This window comes from Serinicoccus sp. JS2-9 (assembly GCF_059025165.1).
This window is the reverse complement of the sequence record NZ_CM180091.1, coordinates 862,566-882,355: the sequence shown is the minus strand read 5'-3', so window position 1 is coordinate 882,355 and position 19,790 is coordinate 862,566. Positions and strand designations below refer to the sequence as shown.

19 protein-coding genes are annotated in these 19,790 nt (G+C 70.8%); 8 read left to right on the top strand and 11 right to left on the bottom strand.

What is annotated here, in order from left to right; genetic code table 11:
* The first annotated feature begins 3 nt into the window (after nt 1-3).
* Together AC5PYY_RS04410 and AC5PYY_RS04405 are read left to right on the top strand one after the other, a co-directional pair.
* A complete protein-coding gene (locus AC5PYY_RS04410; protein WP_493898581.1) occupies nt 4-240 on the top strand; it encodes a helix-turn-helix transcriptional regulator in 237 nt (78 codons plus the stop codon).
* 48 nt (nt 241-288) lie between these two features.
* Complete coding sequence (locus AC5PYY_RS04405) at nt 289-1,206, top strand: universal stress protein (RefSeq protein WP_493898580.1); 918 nt, start codon at nt 289-291, stop codon at nt 1,204-1,206.
* A 13-nt stretch (nt 1,207-1,219) separates the two neighbouring features.
* Here the strand turns inward: AC5PYY_RS04405 and AC5PYY_RS04400 are convergent, their stop codons facing one another.
* From AC5PYY_RS04400 to dnaA, 8 genes are all read right to left on the bottom strand, one after another.
* The gene (locus AC5PYY_RS04400; RefSeq protein WP_493898579.1) at nt 1,220-1,963 is read right to left on the bottom strand and encodes a DUF3566 domain-containing protein; all 744 of its coding nucleotides are present in this window, start codon (nt 1,961-1,963) and stop codon (nt 1,220-1,222) included.
* The gene (gyrA, locus tag AC5PYY_RS04395; RefSeq protein WP_493898578.1) at nt 1,960-4,692 is read right to left on the bottom strand and encodes a DNA gyrase subunit A; all 2,733 of its coding nucleotides are present in this window, start codon (nt 4,690-4,692) and stop codon (nt 1,960-1,962) included. The genes AC5PYY_RS04400 and gyrA overlap by 4 nt, the downstream gene beginning before the upstream one ends.
* 64 nt (nt 4,693-4,756) lie before the next feature.
* On the bottom strand, nt 4,757-6,880 hold the full coding sequence (gyrB, locus tag AC5PYY_RS04390; RefSeq protein WP_493899325.1) for a DNA topoisomerase (ATP-hydrolyzing) subunit B: 2,124 nt from the start codon (nt 6,878-6,880) through the stop codon (nt 4,757-4,759).
* Between the two features lie 232 nt (nt 6,881-7,112).
* Nucleotides 7,113-7,691: a DciA family protein gene (locus AC5PYY_RS04385; RefSeq protein ID WP_493898577.1), complete on the bottom strand. Its 579-nt coding sequence runs from the start codon at nt 7,689-7,691 to the stop codon at nt 7,113-7,115.
* On the bottom strand, nt 7,684-8,925 hold the full coding sequence (locus AC5PYY_RS04380; protein ID WP_493898576.1) for a DNA replication/repair protein RecF: 1,242 nt from the start codon (nt 8,923-8,925) through the stop codon (nt 7,684-7,686). The genes AC5PYY_RS04385 and AC5PYY_RS04380 overlap by 8 nt, the downstream gene beginning before the upstream one ends.
* A 44-nt stretch (nt 8,926-8,969) precedes the next feature.
* Complete coding sequence (gene gnd, locus AC5PYY_RS04375; protein WP_493898575.1) at nt 8,970-9,950, bottom strand: phosphogluconate dehydrogenase (NAD(+)-dependent, decarboxylating); 981 nt, start codon at nt 9,948-9,950, stop codon at nt 8,970-8,972.
* Between the two features lie 64 nt (nt 9,951-10,014).
* The gene (gene dnaN, locus AC5PYY_RS04370) at nt 10,015-11,148 is read right to left on the bottom strand and encodes a DNA polymerase III subunit beta (RefSeq protein WP_493898574.1); all 1,134 of its coding nucleotides are present in this window, start codon (nt 11,146-11,148) and stop codon (nt 10,015-10,017) included.
* 493 nt (nt 11,149-11,641) lie between these two features.
* A complete protein-coding gene (dnaA, locus tag AC5PYY_RS04365; RefSeq protein WP_493898573.1) occupies nt 11,642-13,162 on the bottom strand; it encodes a chromosomal replication initiator protein DnaA in 1,521 nt (506 codons plus the stop codon).
* A 391-nt stretch (nt 13,163-13,553) separates the two neighbouring features.
* Here dnaA and rpmH point away from each other — a divergent pair, with 391 nt between their 5' ends.
* The 6 genes from rpmH to rsmG all read left to right on the top strand — a co-directional run bounded on the left by rpmH (nt 13,554) and on the right by rsmG (nt 17,006).
* Entirely contained in the window at nt 13,554-13,691 is a 138-nt protein-coding gene (rpmH, locus tag AC5PYY_RS04360; protein ID WP_493898572.1) for a 50S ribosomal protein L34, read from the top strand.
* Nucleotides 13,692-13,717: 26 nt separating this feature from the next.
* Nucleotides 13,718-14,128 carry a ribonuclease P protein component gene (locus AC5PYY_RS04355; RefSeq protein ID WP_493898571.1) on the top strand — a complete coding sequence of 137 codons (411 nt, stop codon included), beginning with the start codon at nt 13,718-13,720 and terminating at the stop codon, nt 14,126-14,128.
* Nucleotides 14,125-14,523: a membrane protein insertion efficiency factor YidD gene (yidD, locus tag AC5PYY_RS04350; protein ID WP_493898570.1), complete on the top strand. Its 399-nt coding sequence runs from the start codon at nt 14,125-14,127 to the stop codon at nt 14,521-14,523. Before AC5PYY_RS04355 ends, yidD begins: the two co-directional genes overlap by 4 nt.
* A gap of 7 nt (nt 14,524-14,530) precedes the next feature.
* Entirely contained in the window at nt 14,531-15,505 is a 975-nt protein-coding gene (gene yidC / locus AC5PYY_RS04345; RefSeq protein ID WP_493898569.1) for a membrane protein insertase YidC, read from the top strand.
* 96 nt (nt 15,506-15,601) lie between these two features.
* Nucleotides 15,602-16,276 (top strand): Jag family protein, encoded by a 675-nt coding sequence (locus tag AC5PYY_RS04340; protein ID WP_493898568.1) that lies wholly within the window; start codon nt 15,602-15,604, stop codon nt 16,274-16,276.
* A gap of 4 nt (nt 16,277-16,280) precedes the next feature.
* Nucleotides 16,281-17,006 (top strand): 16S rRNA (guanine(527)-N(7))-methyltransferase RsmG, encoded by a 726-nt coding sequence (gene rsmG, locus AC5PYY_RS04335; protein WP_493898567.1) that lies wholly within the window; start codon nt 16,281-16,283, stop codon nt 17,004-17,006.
* A gap of 71 nt (nt 17,007-17,077) precedes the next feature.
* On the opposite strand, the gene AC5PYY_RS04330 is transcribed toward rsmG, so the two are convergent.
* The 3 genes from AC5PYY_RS04330 to trxA all read right to left on the bottom strand — a co-directional run bounded on the left by AC5PYY_RS04330 (nt 17,078) and on the right by trxA (nt 19,750).
* Nucleotides 17,078-18,181: a ParB/RepB/Spo0J family partition protein gene (locus AC5PYY_RS04330; RefSeq protein ID WP_493898566.1), complete on the bottom strand. Its 1,104-nt coding sequence runs from the start codon at nt 18,179-18,181 to the stop codon at nt 17,078-17,080.
* Nucleotides 18,178-19,083 carry a ParA family protein gene (locus tag AC5PYY_RS04325; protein ID WP_493898565.1) on the bottom strand — a complete coding sequence of 302 codons (906 nt, stop codon included), beginning with the start codon at nt 19,081-19,083 and terminating at the stop codon, nt 18,178-18,180. The genes AC5PYY_RS04330 and AC5PYY_RS04325 overlap by 4 nt, the downstream gene beginning before the upstream one ends.
* Nucleotides 19,084-19,426: 343 nt before the next feature.
* Nucleotides 19,427-19,750 carry a thioredoxin gene (gene trxA / locus AC5PYY_RS04320; protein WP_493898564.1) on the bottom strand — a complete coding sequence of 108 codons (324 nt, stop codon included), beginning with the start codon at nt 19,748-19,750 and terminating at the stop codon, nt 19,427-19,429.
* Nucleotides 19,751-19,790: the final 40 nt, after the last annotated feature.

Here is a 19,790-nt window from a genome sequence, read left to right as displayed (position 1 = left end):
GGTATGCCGAGCGAGTCAGAACCGCTGCACAACCGGATCGCGGTGCTCCGGGTGGAGCGAGGGATCAGTCGGCGTGAGCTGGCGCAGGCCGTGGGGGTGCACTACCAGACGGTGGGCTACCTGGAGCGCGGAGAGTACAGCCCCTCCCTCGTCCTGGCGCTGCAGCTCGCGGAGTTCTTCGAGGTGCCGGTGGAGACCGTCTTCTCCCGCACACCCTTCCCGCGGATCGGTCGGGGCTGAGCAGGGGTTCCCCACCTGCCGCGTATCTACTACACTGTGTCGTAGATCGTGACGAAGGAGTGGTGGATCATGACGGACCAGAACGGACGCTCGGCACGCCCCCTGGTGGTGGGCTACGACGGGTCCGAGAGCGCGGAGCAGGCGGTGGGCTGGGCGGCAGGCGCAGCGGCTCGGGCCCGGCAACCGCTGGTCGTGCTCCACGCGGCGGACCGGATCGTCTACGCCCAGGACGAGGTCGCGGGCCTGTGGGACCCGGAGACGGTCCGACAGGCCTCGCTGCGGGCGGCCGAGGCGGGTGCACAGCTCGCCCGCGAGCAGCAGCCCGAGGTCGACGTCTCGGCCCGCTCCTCGCTGCTCAGCCCGCGACAGGCCCTCGACGAGGCGTCGGCGCAGGCCGCCGGTGTGGTCGTCGGGACCCGAGGGCTCGGACGGGTGCGGCGGGCCCTCGTCGGCACCACGGCCTACGGGATCACCGGCCACTCACGGTGCCCGGTCACGGTCGTCCCGCACGACGCCCCGGTCCCCGGCCCCGGGAGCCCGGTGGTGGTGGGGGTCGACGGGTCGGTCAGCGGGGACCGGGCCCTGGAGGAGGGTCTACGTCAGGCGCAGCTGTGGGGAGCCGAGCTGCGGCTGGTCTGCAGCTGGGAGCAACCGCACGAGGACCCCTGGGGCCTGCCCCCCGTGGGCTACCGCACGGTCGAGGACGCGGGGGAGGCCGCACTCACCCGGGCCCGGGACGTCGTCCGGCACGCCGCCGACCATGTCCGTGAGCGCGACGAGAGGCTCACCGTCAGCACGGACACGCCGGCCGGCCGCACCGAGGAGAGCCTGCTCGCCGCCACCGAGGGCGCGGGTCTGCTCGTGCTCGGCAGCCGAGGGCACGGCCGGTTGTCGGTGATGGTGCTCGGGTCGACCACCTCGCACATGCTCCACCTGAGCGAGGTCGCGGTGCAGGTGGTGCCCTGAGCGGGCACCGGGCTCACTCGTCGGAGAGGGTGATCTGCGCTCCGCCCACCAGGGCCGCGCAGATGTTGTAGAGGAACGCCGACAGCGTCGCGAGCGCGGTGAGCAGGAAGACGTTGAGGATCCCGAGCACCGCCGACAGCGCCACCACGCGGCCGAAGCCGAGGTAGTCGGTGAGATCCAGCGTCGGGCCCCCGGTCTCACCGCTGGTGATCTGGGTGAGGAAGTCGTTGATCGTCGAGAAGACGTTCATGCCCGAGAGCACGGTCCATAGCACCGCGACCATGACGACCCCGGAGATCCCGAGCGCTACAGACACCAGGAAGCTGATCTTGAGCACCGACCAGGGGTCGATCCGCTGTGCGGTCAGCCTGACCCGACGCGGGCCGCCCCGGCGCGGTGCCGGGCGCGCCGAGGGCCGGTTGCCCGCGGTGCGGGCGCTGCTGCCGGGCGCCGGGTCGCGCACGCTTCGGTCGGCCCGGGTCTGACCACTGCGACCGGCGGTCGCTCCGGCGGCCGAGCCGGAGGCCAGGCCCGCGCTGGCACCGCGTAGCGCCCGGGCCTTGCGGGCGGCCAGGTCGCGACCCTGCGCGGTCCGCGCCAGGGCGCCGTCGCGCATCTTGGCCGCGGTGGTGCGCTCGTCGCCAGCAGAGCCCGAGGACCCGGCCGTGCCAGAGGCGCCGCCGGACACCTTCTGGTGCACCTGCGTCTCGTCGGTCGACGTCGACGCCTCCCCGGACGCGCCAGGAGTGCTGCTCATGCTTCGTCTCCCTCGGTGGTCCCTGACTCGGTCGAGTCACCCTCGGTGCCCGACACGGAGCCGTCGGACGCGTCCGACGGTACGCCATCGTCCTGAGCAGGCGCGTCACCCGCGCCGTCACCCGGCTCCGTGACCTGGCCCTCGGCGAGCTCCTCGAGCTCTTCCTCGACCTCGGCCTCGGCGTTGCGGGCGACCGCCACGATCGAGTCGCCCTTGCCGGGCCGGGCGAAGATGACCCCGCTGGTGTCGCGTCCGGTGACGCGCACACCGTTCTCGCCACCGACCCGCGAGCGCACGACGTTGCCGCGCTCGGTGAGCACGAGCACCTCGTCGGTCTCGTCGACGAGCAGCGCGCCGACGACCTGCCCGGCCTTGTCGGTCGCCTTGGCGACCTTGATGCCGAGGCCGCCTCGCCCCTGGAGGCGATACTGCGACACCGGCGTCCGCTTGGCCATCCCCGACTCGAAGACGACGAAGACGAACGGATCGGTGCCCGCCGCGACCACCTGCATGGCGAGCAGGTGGTCCTCGCCGCGGAACTTCATACCTGTCACGCCAGAGGTCGCGCGACCCATCGGCCGCAGCGAGTCGTCCGCCGCGGGGAAGCGCACCGACTGCCCCCCGCTGGAGATGAGGAGCACGTCGTCCTCGCCGTGCGCCAGCGCGGCACCCACGAGCTCGTCACCGTCCCGCAGGTTGACCGCGATGAGGCCACCGGAGCGCGGCGAGTCGTAGTCGGTGAGGCGAGACTTCTTGACCAACCCGTTCTTCGTCGCCAGGAGCAGGTATGGCGCGTGCTGGTAGTCCTGCAGCGGCAGCACCGAGCGGATGGTCTCGTCCGGCTGGAAGGCCATGAGGTTGGCCACGTGCTGCCCCTTGCCGGTCGGCCCGGCCTCGGGGAACTCATACGCCTTGGACCGGTAGACCCGGCCCTGGTCGGTGAAGAAGAGCATCCAGTGGTGGGTGCTGGTCACGAAGAAGTGCTGCACCACGTCGTCGGCCCGCAGGGCCGCGCCCCGCTTGCCCCGGCCGCCGCGGTTCTGCGCGCGGTACTCCCGCACCGGGGTGCGCTTGACGTAGCCGCCCCGGGTGATGGTGACGACGACGTCCTCCTCAGGGATGAGGTCCTCCATCGACATGTCGCCGTCGAAGAGGTCGATCTTGGTCCGCCGGTCGTCACCGAACTTGTCGACGATCTCGCCGAGCTCGGTGGAGATGATCTCGCGCTGCCGCTCCGGCTTGGCCAGGATGTCCTCGAACTCCAGGATCTGGGCCTCGAGCTCGTCGTGCTCGGCCATGATCTTGGCCCGCTCCAGGGCAGCGAGGCGACGCAGCTGCAGCTCGAGGATGGCCCGGGCCTGCAGGTCGTCGATCCCGAGCAGGTCGATCAGGCCGGTCCGGGCCTCGTCCGCCGACGGGCTGCGGCGGATGAGGGCGATGACCTCGTCCAGCTGGTCCAGCGCCTTGAGGTAGCCGCGGAAGACGTGGATCTTCTCCTCCGCCTCGCGCAGCCGGAACTGCGTGCGGCGGACGACGACCTCCACCTGGTGCTCGACCCAGTGCCGGATGAAGGCCGAGATCGGCAGCGTGCGGGGCACCCCGTCGACCAGGGCGAGCATGTTGGCCCCGAAGGACTGCTGCAGCTGGGTGTGCTTGTAGAGGTTGTTGAGCACCACCTTGGCGACGGCGTCACGCTTGAGCACGATGACGAGCCGCTGCCCGGTGCGCCCCGAGGTCTCGTCGCGCAGGTCGGCGACGCCGGTGACCTTGCCGTCCTTGACCAGGTCGGCGATCTTCTTGGCCAGGCTGTCCGGGTTGACCTGATAGGGGAGCTCGGTGGCGACCAGGCAGGTGCGCCCCTGGATCTCCTCGACCTCCACGACCGCCCGCATGATGATCGACCCGCGGCCGGTGCGGTAGGCCTCCTCGATGCCCTTCTTGCCCATGATGAGCGCCCCGGTGGGGAAGTCCGGGCCGGGGATGAGCTCCAGCAGCTTCTCCAGCAGCTCCTCACGGGTGGCGTCGGGGTGGTCGAGCAGCCACTGGGCCCCGGAAGCGACCTCGCGCAGGTTGTGCGGCGGGATCTGCGTCGCCATGCCCACCGCGATGCCGGCCGAGCCGTTGACGAGAAGGTTGGGGAAGCGCGCCGGGAGGACGGCCGGCTCTTTGGTCTTGCCGTCGTAGTTGTCGACCATGTCGACGGTGTCCTCACGGATGTCGCGCACCATCTCCATGGCCAGCGGGTGCATCCGGCACTCGGTGTACCTCGGTGCGGCGGCCGGGTCGTCGCCCGGCGTGCCGAAGTTGCCCTGCCCCTGGACCAGCGGGTGCCGCATCGACCAGTCCTGCACCAGCCGCACGAGAGCGTCGTAGATCGCGCCGTCACCGTGCGGGTGGTAGTGGCCCATGACGTCGCCGACGACGCGGGCGCACTTGTTGAAGCCGCGGTCCGGACGGTAGCCGCCGTCATACATCGCGTAGAGCACCCGGCGGTGCACCGGCTTGAGCCCGTCGCGCACGTCGGGCAGCGCGCGGGCCACGATGACGCTCATCGCGTACTCGATGTAGCTGCGCTGCATCTCGGCGTTGATGTCGATCGGCTCGACCCGGTCGCCACCCTCGGCCCGCACCGCCGCCTCCAGCGCGGCGTCGGCGGTCAACGCGGCGCCGGCGGCGTCGGGGATCTCGGGCAGGTCGGGCGTCTGTGGGCTCTGGTCGTCGTCAGCCATGGGTCCTTCGGTATGCCGTCACTCGGGTCGGGGGGGTCGGTTGAGCCACGCTCTGCCGTGGGGCTCAGATGTCCAGGAACCGCACGTCGCGCGCGTTGCGCTGGATGAACGCGCGACGGGACTCGACGTCCTCGCCCATGAGGATGGCGAAGATCTCGTCCGCCTTGGCGGCGTCGTCCAGCGAGACCTGCAGCAGCACCCGCGTGTCGGGGTTCATCGTGGTGTCCCACAGCTCGCTGTAGTCCATCTCGCCCAGGCCCTTGTAGCGCTGCACGCCGGTGTCCTTCGGCAGCCGCCACCCCCGGCTCTGGCCCTCGGCGACCAGCACGTCGCGCTCGCGGTCGGTGAAGGCGAACTGGTGCTCGGCGTTGGCCCACTTGACCCGGTAGAGCGGGGGCTGGGCGAGATAGACGTAGCCCGCCTCGATGAGCGGCTTCATGAAGCGGAAGAGCAGCGTCAGCAGCAGGGTCCGGATGTGCATCCCGTCGACGTCGGCGTCGGCCATGAGCACGATCTTGTGGTAGCGCGCCTTGGTGAGGTCGAAGTCCTCACCGATGCCGGTGCCGAAGCCGCTGATCAGGGCCTGCACCTCGGTGTTGGCGAGGATCTTGTCGATCCGGGCCTTCTCGACGTTGAGGATCTTCCCGCGGATCGGCAGGATGGCCTGGTTGTGCGGGTTGCGGCCCCGCACCGCCGAGCCACCGGCCGAGTCGCCCTCGACGATGAAGACCTCGGAGATCGTCGGGTCGTTGGACTGGCAGTCGCGCAGCTTGCCCGGCAGCCCGCCGGACTCCAGCAGCCCCTTGCGCCGGGTCGCGTCGCGCGCCTTGCGCGCGGCGATCCGTGCCGTGGCCGCCTGGACCGCCTTGCCGACGATCTCCTTGCCCTCACGCGGGTGCGCCTGCAGCCAGTGCCCGAACTCTTCATACATCGCGGTCTGGACGAAGCCGCGCACCTCGGAGTTGCCGAGCTTGGTCTTGGTCTGACCCTCGAACTGCGGCTCACCGAGCTTGACCGAGATGACGGCGGTGAGGCCCTCGCGGATGTCGTCACCGGTGAGGTTGGGGTCCTTCTCCTTGAGCAGCTTCTGGTCCCGCGCGAAGTCGTTGACCAGTCGGGTCAGGGCCGAGCGGAAACCCTCCTCGTGGGTGCCGCCCTCGTGGGTGTTGACCGCGTTGGCGTAGGTGTGGACCGCCTCGGTGTAGGCGCTGGTCCACTGCATCGCGATCTCGAGGCTGAGCATGCGGTCGTCGTCGCCGCTCTCGAAGGCGATGACCTCCTCGTGCACCGGCTCGCTGCGCTTGGACTTGTTGAGGTAGGTGACGTAGTCGAGCAGGCCGTTGTCGTAGCGGTAGGTGACGCTGCGCGGCTTGGTGGATCCACCAGAGGCCTCGGCCACGGCCTCGGTGCCGGGGGTGGTGGTGTCCTCGTCGGTCTCACCCTCACGTTCGATGGGGTCGTCCTCGAGCGCGTCGACGTCGACGGGCGCGTCGCTGGGCCGCTCGTCGGTGAGCGCGATCGTGAGGCCCTTGTTGAGGAAGGCCGTCTGCTGGAAGCGGGCCCGGATCGTCTCGTAGTCGAAGTGGACGCTGTCGAAGATGTCCGCGCTCGGCCAGAACGTGATCGTCGTGCCGGTCTCGCGCTCGTCATCGGTGCGGGCCGGGCGCTCGGCCAGCGCATCCTGCGGCACCCCGAGGTGGTAGGTCTGGGTGAAGACGGTGTCCCGCTGGCGCACCTCGACGTCGAGCCGCCCGGAGAGGGCGTTGACGACGGAGGAGCCGACGCCGTGCAACCCGCCGGAGACCTTGTAGCCACCTCCGCCGAACTTGCCGCCGGCGTGCAGCTGGGTGAGGACCAGCTCGACGGCCGGCTTCTTCTCGATCGGGTGGATGTCGGTGGGGATGCCGCGGCCGTTGTCGCGCACCCTGACCGCGCCGTCCGGCAGGAGCGTCACGTCGATGCGATCCGCCTCGCCGGCGAGGGCCTCGTCCACGGCGTTGTCGACGATCTCCCAGATGAGGTGGTGCAGACCGCGGGCCCCGGTGGAGCCGATGTACATCCCCGGTCGCTTGCGGACCGCCTCGAGGCCTTCGAGCACGGTGATCGCCGAGGCGTCGTAGGCCGACGCGGTGGCGAGGGACTCCGGCGGCCCCTCGCGACTGGCGGGAGCCTCGGGCAGCTCGGGCATCGCGGCGCCGCTGTCGCCGCTGCCGCCCGCCGTCGTGCCGATGGGTCCGTCGTCAGATCCGACTGTGGACAACAGTGGCTCCTCGTCTGGAAGTGTCAAAGACGTTTCAGTCTACCCCTTTCCGCACACCAATCCGAGTTGCCCACAGGCAGATCCGGTGCTTTCCGGCCCGCCAGTGCCGCTGTGAGCGCCGCGACCCCGGATCAGGGGTCCCCCCACACGAGGGGGGTGGTCAGCCGTAGGTGTCGCGCGGGCCGCGCCCACCGGAGGAGAGCGGGCCCTTGCGCCAGCTGGGGCCGGCCGGACCCTGGACGACGATCTCGGTGACGACGCCCTCGCCGACCTGGGCCTCGATCCGGCCCAGCACCGTCGAGGTGAGCAGCCGCATCTGGGTCGCCCAGGCCGTCGACCGGGCGCGCACGGTGAGCCTGCTGCCCTCGAAGGCCACGACCTCCACGTTGGCGGCCACCTGGTCGCCGACGATCCCCGGCCACCGACCGACGACCGAGCCGACCTGGACCTCGCTGTCCCACCCCCGGGTGGCGACCAGCCGGTCCACCTCCTCGCCGAGCAGCTGCGGGTCGCGCCGGGCCGTGGGCTGCTCGCCGCCGCTGCGGCGGGCAGACCTCCGGCGGGCCGGCGATCCAGGGCGCAGCCCCTTGCCGCGCGCGGTGCTGCGGGCCCGGGCCAGCGCCTCGTGGGCCGCCTCCAGCGGGTCGACCGACGCCACGTCGTCCTCGGTCTGGACGTCCGGGCCGGGCGAGGCCTCGGCACCGGGCGCACCGGCCCTGCGCGGCGGCTGCTCAGCCACGCGGGGTCACCGAACCCAGGGTCACGTCCAGCACCCGCCCATCATCGCCCAGCAGTCGCTCGGGCACGTCCTCGGCGACCGCGGCGGTGACGAGGACCTGCTCGCAGTCGGCGACGAGGTCGGCCAGCCGCTCACGCCGACCCGTGTCGAGCTCGGCGAAGACGTCGTCCAGCACGAGCACCGGGTCGGTCCCGAGGTCGTGCCGGAGCAGGTGGAAGCCGGCGAGCCGCAGCCCCAGGGCCAGGCTCCAGGACTCGCCGTGGCTGGCATATCCCTTGGCCGGCAGGTCACCGAGGGTCAGCGCGAGGTCGTCGCGGTGCGGCCCCACGAGGCAGACGCCGCGCTCCTGCTCCTGGGCGCGCACCGCCTCGATCGAGGACAGCATCGCGGCCACGAGCTCCTCCTGGGTGGGCACCTCACCGGCGGCGACCGCCTGCGCCGTGGCGGAGTCGGTCGCCAGGCTGCTGCGGTATGCCGCGTCCGCCGCGGTCTCGCTGTCGCTGATGGTGCGGTAGGCCTGGCTGAGGTAGGGCCGCAGGTCGCGCAGCAGCCGGAGCCGGGCGTAGAGCAGGGCCCCGCCGATCTGCGCCAGCTGGTCGTCGAAGACGGCGAGCGTCGCCAGGGCTGAGGCCCGGGCCCCCTCGAGGCTCTCGCCGGGCGCGAGTCGAGCGCCGGGGCCCGCCGAGCGTCCCCCACGCCGCGACGGGTCCCGCCACAGGTGGGCCGCCTGCTTGAGCAGCGCCCCCCGCTGCTTGACCGCCTTGTCGTAGTCCGCGCGCACCGCGGCCCAGCGAGGCTGCCGCGCCACGAGCAGATCGTCGAGGAAGCGTCGCCGCTCGCCCGGATCGCCCTTGACCAGGGCCAGGTCCTCCGGGGCGAAGAGCACCGTGCGCAGCGTGCCGAGCACGTCACGCTGCCGGCTCACAGGGGAGCGGTTGAGCCGGGCCTTGTTGGCGCGGCCGGGCACGATCTCCAGCTCGACCAGGGACGCGTGCCCGTCCCGCACCACCGTCGCCCGGATGATCGCCGAGCCACCCTCGGCCCCCGCCCGCACCAGCGGCGCGTCCTGGGCGACGCGGTGGGAGCCGAGCGTGGCGACATACCCGGCCGCCTCGACGAGGTTGGTCTTGCCCTGCCCGTTGCGGCCGAGCAGCACCGTGACCCCTGGCCCGAGGTCGACGTCCGCGGCGGGATAGCTCCGGAAGTCGGCCAGGGCCAGGTGGATCAGGTGCACGCTCGTCTGGTCAGGGTGTCAGGGTCCAGCGGGGGTGGCGCGGCTCAGGAGCCGTCGCCGGGGCGCTGCTCGCCCGGCTCGGCGCGCTCGGGCTCGGCGCCCTGGTGCACCTCGACGTGGTCGGGGTCGCGCGTCGCCTCGTCGTCGAGCATCCGGACGGCGTGCCCGCCGAACTGGCCGCGGAGCGCGGCGACCGCCTGCATGGCGGGGGAGTTCTCCTGGCGCGAGGCGAAGCGGGCGAAGAGCGCGGCGCTGATGACCGGCATCGGCACGGCGTTCTCGATCGCCTCCTCGACGGTCCACCGGCCCTCGCCGGAGTCCGTGGTGTATTCGTCGATCCCCTCGAGCTCGGGCGTCTCACCGAGGGCGTCGACGAGCAGGTCCAGCAGCCAGGACCGCACCACCGTGCCGCGGCTCCAGGCCTGGAAGCAGCCCTTGACGTCCTTGACGATGTCCTTGGCCAGGAGCAGCTCGAAGCCCTCGGCGTAGGCGTGCATGAGGCCGTACTCGATGCCGTTGTGCACCATCTTGGCGTAGTGCCCGGCCCCGACGTCGCCGGCGTGGACGAAGCCCTCCTCGCGCGGACCGTCGGGCCGCAGCGCGTCGAAGATCGGCATCGCCTTCTCGACGTCGGCCTCCCGGCCGCCGCACATCAGGCCGTAGCCGTTCTCCAGGCCCCAGACCCCTCCGGAGACGCCGCAGTCGACGTAGCCGATGCCCTTGGGCTCCATCATCGCGTCGAGCTCGCGGTCCTCGGTGTACTTGGAGTTGCCGCCCTCGATGATGAGGTCGCCCTCGTCGAGGAGCTCGCCGAGCTGCTCGACGGTGGAGCGGGTCGGCTTGCCGTGCGGGACCATCACCCAGACCACGCGCGGCGGCTCGAGCGCCTCCACCATGGCCTCGACGCTGTCCACGTCGCGCAGCTGCTCGTCGAGGTCGAAGCCGACGACCTCCTGCCCCGCGCGGCGCAGCCGCTCCCGCATGTTGCCGCCCATCTTCCCCAGGCCGATCATGCCGATCTTCATCTGCTGCTCCTCATCGTCGTGGTCGCTGCTTCGGTATGCCGTACGCCTGCGGCGTGCACCCCGCTCAGCCGGCGAAGCGCACCGGCATCAGGACATAACGGTAGGAGTCGTCGGACTCACCGTCGATCTCAGGCTGCCCGGAGATGACGGCCGGGCGCGAGGACTGGGTGAACGCCAGCCTGGTGTAGGGCTGGCCGAGGACACCGAGTCCGTCGAGGAGGAACTGCGGGTTGAAGGCGATCTCGATCTCCGGACCCTCCAGCGTCGCCTCCACGGCCTCGCTGCCCTGGGCGTCGTCGCCGGTGCCGGCCTCGATGGCCACCTGGCCGTCGCTGAAGCGCAGCCGCACGGGGGTGTTGCGCTCGGCGACGAGGGCGACGCGGCGGACGGCCTCGGTCAGCGCCTGGGTGTCGACCACGGCCACGCTGTCGACCGAGGAGGGGAAGATCGAGGTGACCTTGGGGTACTCCCCGTCGAGCAGGCGGGTGGTCGTGCGGCGCTGCCCGGCCTCGAAGCCGACGAGGCCGTCGCTGCGGCTCGCGTCACCGAAGGCCAGGTCGACGGTGGCGCTGGCGCCGAGGGACTTGGCCGTCTCGGACAGCGTGCGCGCCGGGATGAGGCAGACGTGATCGGCGTCGGCGGCCGCCGGAGACCAGGTGAGCTCGCGCTGCGCGAGGCGGTAGCGGTCGGTGGCCAGCAGCGTGATCTTCTCGCCCTCGATCTCGACGCGGACGCCGGTGAGGATCGGCAGGGTGTCACCGCGGTCGGCCGCGATCGAGACCTGGGTCACGGCCTGGGTGAAGGTGTCTCCCGCGACCGATCCGCTGGCCGAGGCCTGCGTGGGGAGTTGGGGGTAGTCACCCACCGGCATCTGGATGAGCGAGAAGCGGCTCGAGCCGCAGGTGAGCGTGACCTTGGCCCCGTCGGTGGAGACCTCGACCGGCTTGGCGGGCAGGTTGCGGGCGATGTCGGCGAGCAGACGACCGAGGACGAGCACCTGACCACCCTCCTGGACGTCCGCCTCGACGGTCACCGTCGCGGAGACCTCGTAGTCGTAGGCGGAGAAGGTGAGCGTCCCCTCGGGATCCGCGGTGAGCAGCACACCGGCCAGCACGGGCACGGGCGGACGGTTCGACAGGCCACGGACGACCCAGGCGACAGCCTCGGAGAGGACATCGCGCTCGAGGAGGAACTTCACGACATTCGGCCTTCCGGCTCACGTGGACAGTGCTTCGTGGGCAACTCTGCCACGTCGCGGACCGGAACGCTGCAACACATCCCCAGGGACGCAGGGCCATCGTTCTCCGACTCTAGGGACTCATCGTCGTCATCGGGCCTGTGGACACTGTGGATAACTCGCTCGCGAGACGGTGTCGGGGCTGGTCAGGGTGGGCGAGGGGGACCCCTGTCACCGTGTGTATGCCGGGTGGACACCTCGGTGGACACACGCCCCCTCCCTGTGGGCCGAGGCAGCCGATCCCCACCGTCCTCCTCGTCCTCCACCCGTTGTCCCCATGCTGACCTGCGGTGATCCGCATCGTGTCCACAGGGCGTCCCCACGTGGTCGGCGTCGTCGGAGCATCCCGACGCGCGTCAGGAGGTGGCAGATGTGACGCCGGTGAACGCTGAGCAACAACACACAGGTCTATCCACACCTGTGGAAAACCGTGTGAGAGGGACTGCGTCGATTCCTAGCGCTCGGACGCGCGGCGGATGATGCCGGTGAGCTCGGCGATCTGGTCATAGAGGGCGCGGCGCTCGCCGATCTGGGCGCGGATCTTGCGCTCGGCGTGCATGACCGTCGTGTGGTCCCGACCGCCGAACTCCTGCCCGATCTTCGGCAGCGACAGGTCGGTGAGCTCGCGGCACAGATACATCGCGACCTGGCGGGCGTTGACGAGTGTGCGCGAGCGGGAGGTGCCGCACAGCTCGTCGACGGTGATCTGGAAGTACTCCGCCGTTTTGCGGATGATCGTCGCCACCGTGATCTGCACGGTGTCGCTGCCGGGGACGATGTCCTTGAGCACGTGGGCCGCCAGGTCGGCGTCGGCGCGCTGCGAGGACAGCGAGGCGAAGGCCGTGACGCGGATGAGGGCGCCCTCCAGCTCACGGATGTTGGTGCTGATCCGGCTGGCGATGTGCTCGAGCACCTCGTCCGGCAGCTGCATGCCCTCTTGCGACGCCTTCTTGCGCAGGATGGCGATGCGGGTCTCGAGGTCGGGCGGCTGCACGTCGGTGAGCAGCCCCCACTCGAACCTGCTGCGCATCCGCTCGGCGAAGCCCGACAGCCGCTTGGGCGGCTGGTCGGAGGTGATGACCACTTGCTTCTCGCTGTTGTGCAGCGTGTTGAAGGTGTGGAAGAACTCCTCGACCGTCTGCTCCTTGCCCTGGAGGAACTGGATGTCGTCCACGAGCAGGAAGTCCACGTTGCGGTAGCGGCGCTGGAAGGCACCGGCCTTGTCGTCGCGGATCGAGTTGATGAAGTCGTTGGTGAACTCCTCGGAGTTCACGTAGCGCACGCGCACGCCCTTGTAGAGCTTGCGGGCGTAGTGCCCGATGGCGTGCAGGAGGTGGGTCTTGCCCAGGCCCGACTCGCCGTAGATGAACAGCGGGTTGTAGGCCCGGGCCGGCGACTCTGCCACGGCGAGCGAGGCGGCGTGGGCGAAGCGGTTGGAAGGACCGGAGACGAAGGTGTCGAAGGTGTACTTCGGGTTGAGCCGGGCCTCGTCGGCGGCACCGGTCACCACGGGCCCCGCCGGGGTGGGCGGCCGCGGTATGCCGTTGCTCGAGGGCGACACCTCCACCGGCTGGGTCGCGTCCGCGTCAGGGGGGTCCTCGCCCTGGTCGGGAGAGCTCGAGCTGGGCTCGGAGGCCGGCCGGGTGAGGGATTCTCGCGTCGTCGCGTCGTCGGCCTGATCGGCGTCGTCGTCCTCCGCGTCGAGCTCGCGCCGCAGGTCGTCGTTGACCGTGACGGCCACCTGGACGCGGCGGCCCAGCTGGCGCGACAGCGAGGTCTCCAGCGGCTGCCGCAGCGAGGTCTCGAGCATCTCCTTGGTCTGCGACCAGGGCACCGCCAGGAGCACGGTGGACTCGAGGATGCCCACCAGCCGGGTCAGGCCGAGGAACGCGCGGTCCCGCGGGGGAAGCCCGTCCTCCAGCTCGGAGACCACCTCACGCCAGATCTGCGTGGAGGAGTCCGAGGGCTGGGACATGGGTGGGCTCAGCCCCTCTCGATGATGTGCGGCGAAGACGACGGTCCACAGGGTTATCCACAGGTGTGGATAGACTGGTGGACATCACGTCGGAAGCGCCGACGCTAACAAGCGGGGCGCGCGTGTGGCAAGTACCGGTGTGGATCAATCTGGTCACCCTCGGCGTGTCGCCGCCGCCGCGCCGCCAGGTGACGTGGACGATGAACGGTTCACTCGGGGCACCGTGGAGAGGCCTCGCGGGTTTGACCGGCGGGGACGCGCTCCCGTACCGTTAACCAGGCCGTTTTTCGGCCGCTTTCGCCTGCCCATGCGTCGCACGGATGACGTGGGCTTCCGTTGGTGGCCGAGGCGGCCCCGACGACCCGACCACCTTCGATGCGGAGCCCGATCCATGAGCAAGCGCACCTTCCAGCCGAACAACCGCCGCCGCGCCAAGAAGCACGGCTTCCGCCTGCGGATGCGCACCCGCGCCGGGCGCAGCATCCTCGCGGCCCGCCGCCGCAAGGGCCGCTCCAGCCTCTCGGCCTGAGCTCACGGCGCCCAGCGGCCGCCGCGATGCTCCCGCGCCGTCACCGACTCACGACCCCGGAGGACTACCGGGCCGTCCTGCGCGGACGGCGAGCGGACGGCGCGGACGCACGGCGACGCCGCCGCGCCGGCACCGACCTGCTCGTCGTGCATCTCGCCACCCCTGACCAGGAGGCACCCTCCGGGCACGCACCGTCTCCGGAGGCAGGTGGCTGCCCGCGCGTCGGCTTCGTCGTGTCGCGGGCGGTGGGCAACTCGGTGGTGCGGCACCGCGTGGTGCGCCGGCTCCGGGCCCAGGTGGGTGAACGTCTCGCGATGCTTCCGGCGGGGACGGACGTCGTCGTGCGCGCGCTGCCTCCGGCGGCGCAGGCCTCGTCCGACCAGCTCGGCGCCGCCCTGGACGACACGCTGCACCGGACCCTGCGGAGCCGCGGGTGAGCGGGCGCAGCGGGGCGGAGCCGGAGGAGGGCCAGATGCGCCACGTCCACCGAGGCGGCGTGCCGGACGGGGAACCGCGCAGCGTGCTGGCGCGTCCTCTGGTATGGATCATCCGGCTCTACCAGCTGACGATCTCCCCGATCCTGGGCCCGGTGTGCCGGTACTACCCGTCCTGCTCGGCCTACGGGGTGACCGCGCTGGAACGGCACGGACTGGTCCGCGGGACCTGGCTCACTGTGCGACGGGTGCTGCGCTGTCACCCGTGGGCGCCGGGCGGCGTGGACCACGTGCCACCGCGGGGCGATCGCGCAGGCGAGCGGGACTACATACCCACGACCGGGCCGCGGCCCGGCACGACGACCACCACGGTGAGCGCCGCTCACCGCCGAGACTGAGGACCCCATGGGATTCTTCGACACCATCCTCTTCCCCTTCATCTGGTTCGACTCCGCGATCCTGGTGGGCTTCGAGTGGCTGCTCACGCGGCTGGGTCTGCCGGACACCAGCGGGTGGACCTGGGTGCTGGCCATCGTCGGTCTGGTGGTGACGCTCCGGGCGCTGCTCACCCCGCTCATGATCCGGCAGATCAAGAGCCAGCGACGGCTGCAGATCGTGCAGCCCGAGCTGATGAAGATCCAGGCGAAGTACAAGGGGAAGAAGGACCAGGCGTCGCAGAAGGCCTTCCAGGAGGAGACCTTCGGGCTCTACCGCGAGGCCGGCGCGAACCCGTTCGGCGCGTGTCTGCCGCTGCTCATCCAGATGCCGTTCTTCTTCGCGCTGTTCCGTCTGCTCAACACCGCGGAGGTCGTCTCCCGCGGGGAGGTCGAGCCGCTGGGCCTGTTCACCCGCGAGCTGGCCACCAAGATGGCCAACTCCGAGATCTTCGGAGCGGGCCTGACCTCGACCTTCCTGCACGACCAGGACCTGTCGGCCAAGATCCTCTCGCTCGTGCTCATCCTCGTGATGTCCCTGACGCAGTTCGTCACGAGCCACCAGCTGATGCGGCAGAACATGTCGCCCGAGGCGCTCAACAGCCCGATGGCACGCCAGCAGCAGCTGCTCATCTACATCCTGCCGATCGTCTTCGCCGTCACCGGTGTGAACTTCCCCGTGGCGCTGCTCATCTACTGGACGGTCAGCAACTTCTGGACCATGGGCCAGCAGTTCCTCATCATCCGCAACATGCCCGCGCCGAACACCCCGGCGGAGGAGAAGTACAAGGCCCGGATGGCCCGCAAGGGCAAGGAGGCCACCGGCGTCCTGCTCAAGAACCCGAACCTCATGGCCGAGCGCCAGGCCGCCGCGAGCGAGGCGCAGGCCCGCTCGGGCGGCCAGCGGGCCCAGCCCAAGAGCAAGAAGCGGTCCAAGAAGCGCTAGTTGCGCGGTGACCGCGCGCCGTACACCCCACGACACGGTGCTGCCCGGCGCCACCCCGGCACCGACACCGTTCCCGACGACGACGAAGGAGCAGGAATGAGCACCACCCCCGAGGAGACCCAGACGCACGCGACGGAGCACCCGGCGACGGAGCAGGCGGCCGAGGAGCAGACGCCGAACGCCAGCGCAGACCAGGCTCTGGACCAGAGCGACGACCAGGCGACGCAGGAGCAGCCCGCGACGGACGAGGCTCCGACGACCCAGACCGCGTCGTCCGGCGGGGCGGACACCGAGGAGGCCTCCGAAGAGCTGGTGCGCGAGGGAGAGATTGCGGCCGACTTCCTCGAGACCCTGCTGGACATCGCCGACCTCGACGGTGACCTCGAGGTCGACGTCGAGGGTGAGCGGGCCGCCGTCGCCATCGTCGACTCCGAGGACGGTGCAGCTCCGCGCCGCCTGGTGGGTCCCGGCGGGTCGGTGCTCGAGGCGCTGCAGGAGCTGACCCGGCTCGCGGTGCAGGCCGAGACCGGCGACCGCAGCCGCCTGATGCTGGACGTCGCCGGCTACCGCGCCGACCGGCGTGGGGCGCTCGTCTCCCAGGCGCAGACTCTCATCGCGGAGGTCAAGGACTCCGGGGAGCAACGCTCGCTCGAGCCGATGACCGCCTTCGAGCGCAAGGTGGTCCACGACGAGGTGCTGGCCGCCGGCCTGACCTCGGAGTCCGAGGGGGCCGAGCCCTCGCGCTACGTCGTCATCCTCCCGGAGGGCTGAGCGGGTGGGGGCGCCACACCGGCGTGCCCCCGAGGCGCCACCCAGCGCGGAGGCGGTCTTCGGTGATCGGCTCCCGCTGGCGGTGGCGTATGCCGATCTGCTCGCGACGACGGGGATCGACCACGGACTCATCGGTCCCCGGGAGGCGGGCCGGCTCTGGGAGCGTCACCTGCTCAACTGTGCGGCACTGGCCTCCCTCGTGCCGGAGGGGGCGCGGGTGATCGACATCGGGTCGGGTGCCGGGCTCCCAGGCATCGTCCTGGCGATCGCGCGCCCAGACCTGCGGGTGGACCTGGTGGAGCCGCTGCTGCGCCGGACGACGTGGCTGGAGCAGGCTGTGACGCAGCTGGGCGTGGACGACACCGTCGCGGTGCATCGGGGCCGGGCCGACGAGATGTCCCTGACCGCCCCCATCGTCACGGCCCGTGCGGTTGCCTCCCTCGACAAGCTCGTGACCTGGTCCTTTCCGCTGCTGGAGGACGGGGGCCGGTTGCTCGCGCTCAAGGGTGCGGCGGCCGGGGACGAGCTCCGCGCGGCAGAATCCTTCCTGCAGCAGCAGGGCGTCCGGGCGTCCAGTCTCCAGGTGCTCGCCGAGGAGGACCCGGCGGGACCTGTGCGCGTCGTCGAGCTCGTCCGCCCTGCGGGCTGGCGCCCCAGGACCCGCGGTGTCGCGGCGGGGGCGCAGAGTGGCGGTCGCCGACGGGGCCGGGCGGGTGAACGGGGCCGGTAGCCCGCCCGGCGGACGGTCGCCCACCTGAGTTATCGTACATACGTACGATCCTGGTAGGGGACGTCGGTGTGTCAGCCGTCCCGACCAAGCAGGTCCAGGATGCGCTCGAGGTCGTCCTGACCGGCGAACTCGATGACCATCTTGCCTTTGCGGCGGCCCATGGAGAGCTGGACGCGGGTGTCCAGCCGACCGGAGAGACGGTCGGCAGCCTGCAGGATCTCCGGTGAGGGAGTCGTGCGGGTGGCGCGTGGGCGTCGGCTCGGCTCGGTGTCGTCCTGCCCGAGGACGACGATCTCCTCGACGGACCGCACGGAGAGGCCTTCCGCGACGATCCGCTGCGCGAGGCGCTCCATCGCTGCCCCGTCGGAGAGCCCCAGCAGCGCGCGCGCGTGGCCGGCGCTGAGCACGCCGGAGGCCACGCGGCGCTGCACCATCGGGGGAAGCTTGAGCAGTCGGATCGTATTGCTGATCTGCGGTCGCGAGCGACCGATGCGGCCGGCGAGCTCGTCGTGGGTGCACCCGAAGTCGTCCAGCAGCTGCTGGTAGGCCGCGGCCTCCTCCAGCGGGTTGAGCTCGGCCCGATGGAGGTTCTCCAGGAGAGCATCGCGGAGCATGTGCTCGTCCTCGGTAGCCCGGACGATGGCGGGGATGGTCTCCTGTCCGGCGAGTCGGGAGGCACGCAGGCGGCGCTCGCCCATGACGAGCTCGTAGGCCCAGGGCCCGCCGGCGCCCCCGCCCCCATCCCCGTCGGTGACGACCGGGCGGACGACGACAGGCTGCAGCACCCCGACCTCGGTGATGCTCGAGACCAGCTCCGCAAGATCGTCCTCGTCGAAGACCCCACGCGGCTGCCGCGGGTTGGCGCCGACCTGATCCACCGGGATCTCGGCGAAATGGGCGCCGGGGACGGGAGCCAGGGCTCCGGCATCTTCGTCCATGTTTCCCGTGGAACCGGCGGAGTCGAGAGGGCCGGACTCGGTCGACGCGGGCCGCACCTCCTCGGAGCTCTCCGGGGACACCGCCGCAGCGGTGGCGTCTGAGGCGTCCGGCGGGGTGGCACCACCTCCCGAGCGGGGGAAGAACACGTCTCGCGGGCGGTCCGACCTCGGGTCGGAGGCCTCCTGGGGGATGAGGGCTCCGAGCCCTCGGCCCAGGCCACGACGGCGTTCACTCATGCGGACTCCTTCTGCTGCTGTCGCATTTCTGCGGCGGCACCGGCGTAGGACAGGGCTCCGGTGCTCGTCGGGTCGTAGGTCATGACCGTCTCACCGTGACTGGGCGCCTCGCTGATGCGGACCGAGCGAGGGATCGCCGAGCGCAGGACCCGCTCGCCGAAGTAGTCCCGGACCTGGCCCGCGACGTCGGCCGACAACCGGGTGCGGGCATCGAACATCGTGAGCAGGATGGTGGAGACCTCGAGCGCGTCGTTGAGGTGCTGCTGGATGAGCTCGACGTTCTTGAGCAGCTGGCTGAGGCCCTCGAGTGCGTAGTACTCGCACTGGATGGGGATGAGCAGCTCCTGAGCCGCGACGAGCGCGTTGACCGTCAGCAGACCGAGACTGGGTGGGCAGTCCACGAGCACCAGGTCGACAGCCTCCTGCTGCTCGCCGAGGTAGACCTCGAGGGCGCGGCGCAGGCGGTTCTCGCGCGCCACCAGGGGGACCAGCTCGATCTCGGCGCCAGCCAGGTCGATGGTCGCCGGTGCGCAGAACAGGCCGGGCACCTGGGGACACGGCTGCACGACGTCCGCCAGCGGGAGCCCGTCGATGAGCACGTCGTAGATGCCGGCGGTGCCGCTGGTGTGGGGGATGGACAGTGCGGTGCTGGCGTTTCCTTGAGGATCCATATCGACGACGAGGACGCGCAGACCAGCCTGAGCCATGGCGGCGGCCAGATTGACGGTCGTGGTGGTCTTGCCCACCCCGCCCTTCTGGTTGGAGATCGTGATGACGCGCGGAGCTACCGTTGGTCCGTCGGAGGGGCGCGCCCCCTCTGGCTCGGCGGCCGGCGATGATCGTGTTTCACGGGAAACATGTGCCGGACGAGCTGGAGTTTCACGTGCAACGTCGGGCTGCACGTGCCCAGATTCTCCCCCAGGCGCGGAGGGCGGCGCCTGCTCCGGCGACGGTGTTTCCCGTGAAACATCAGTGGCGTCCCCGTCGTCCGGGTGGCTCGGCTGGGGCCAGCCCAACCGCGATGGCCGAGACGGGTGGAACGGAGTGGGAAGGGTCTCAGGGGTCGGCTTCGGCCAGCCCAGGGAGTGCGCAGCAGTCATGTCAGGACCATCATCGCCGATGAGTGGGTCGGCGACCAAGCGACGTCGCCCCGATTGGCCCCCCACAGACGCGACAGCCGTCCACAGTTCTGTGGACAGACCCCGTGGACGGCTGTGGATAACGCGACGGTGGTGTCGCGGTGCGTCAGGCGGTGAACGGCTCCAGCTCGGAGGCCAGCTTCTTCTTCGGGAGAGCACCGACGACGGTCTTGACGACCTCACCACCGGAGTAGACGTGCATCGTGGGAATGCCCGTGATGCCGTACTGCTGGGTGATCTCGGGGTTCTCGTCGGTGTTGAGCTTGACGACCTTGAGCTTGTCGCCCCACTCGGCCGAGAGCTCCTCGAGGATAGGGGCGATCATCTTGCACGGACCGCACCAGGGGGCCCAGAAGTCGACGAGCACCGGGCCGTCGTGCTGCAGGACGTCCTCGGTGAAGGTGGCGTCAGTGGTGTTGGTGATCGACATGAATGTCCTTCTCTCGCAATACAATTCGGGTGGATGTGCG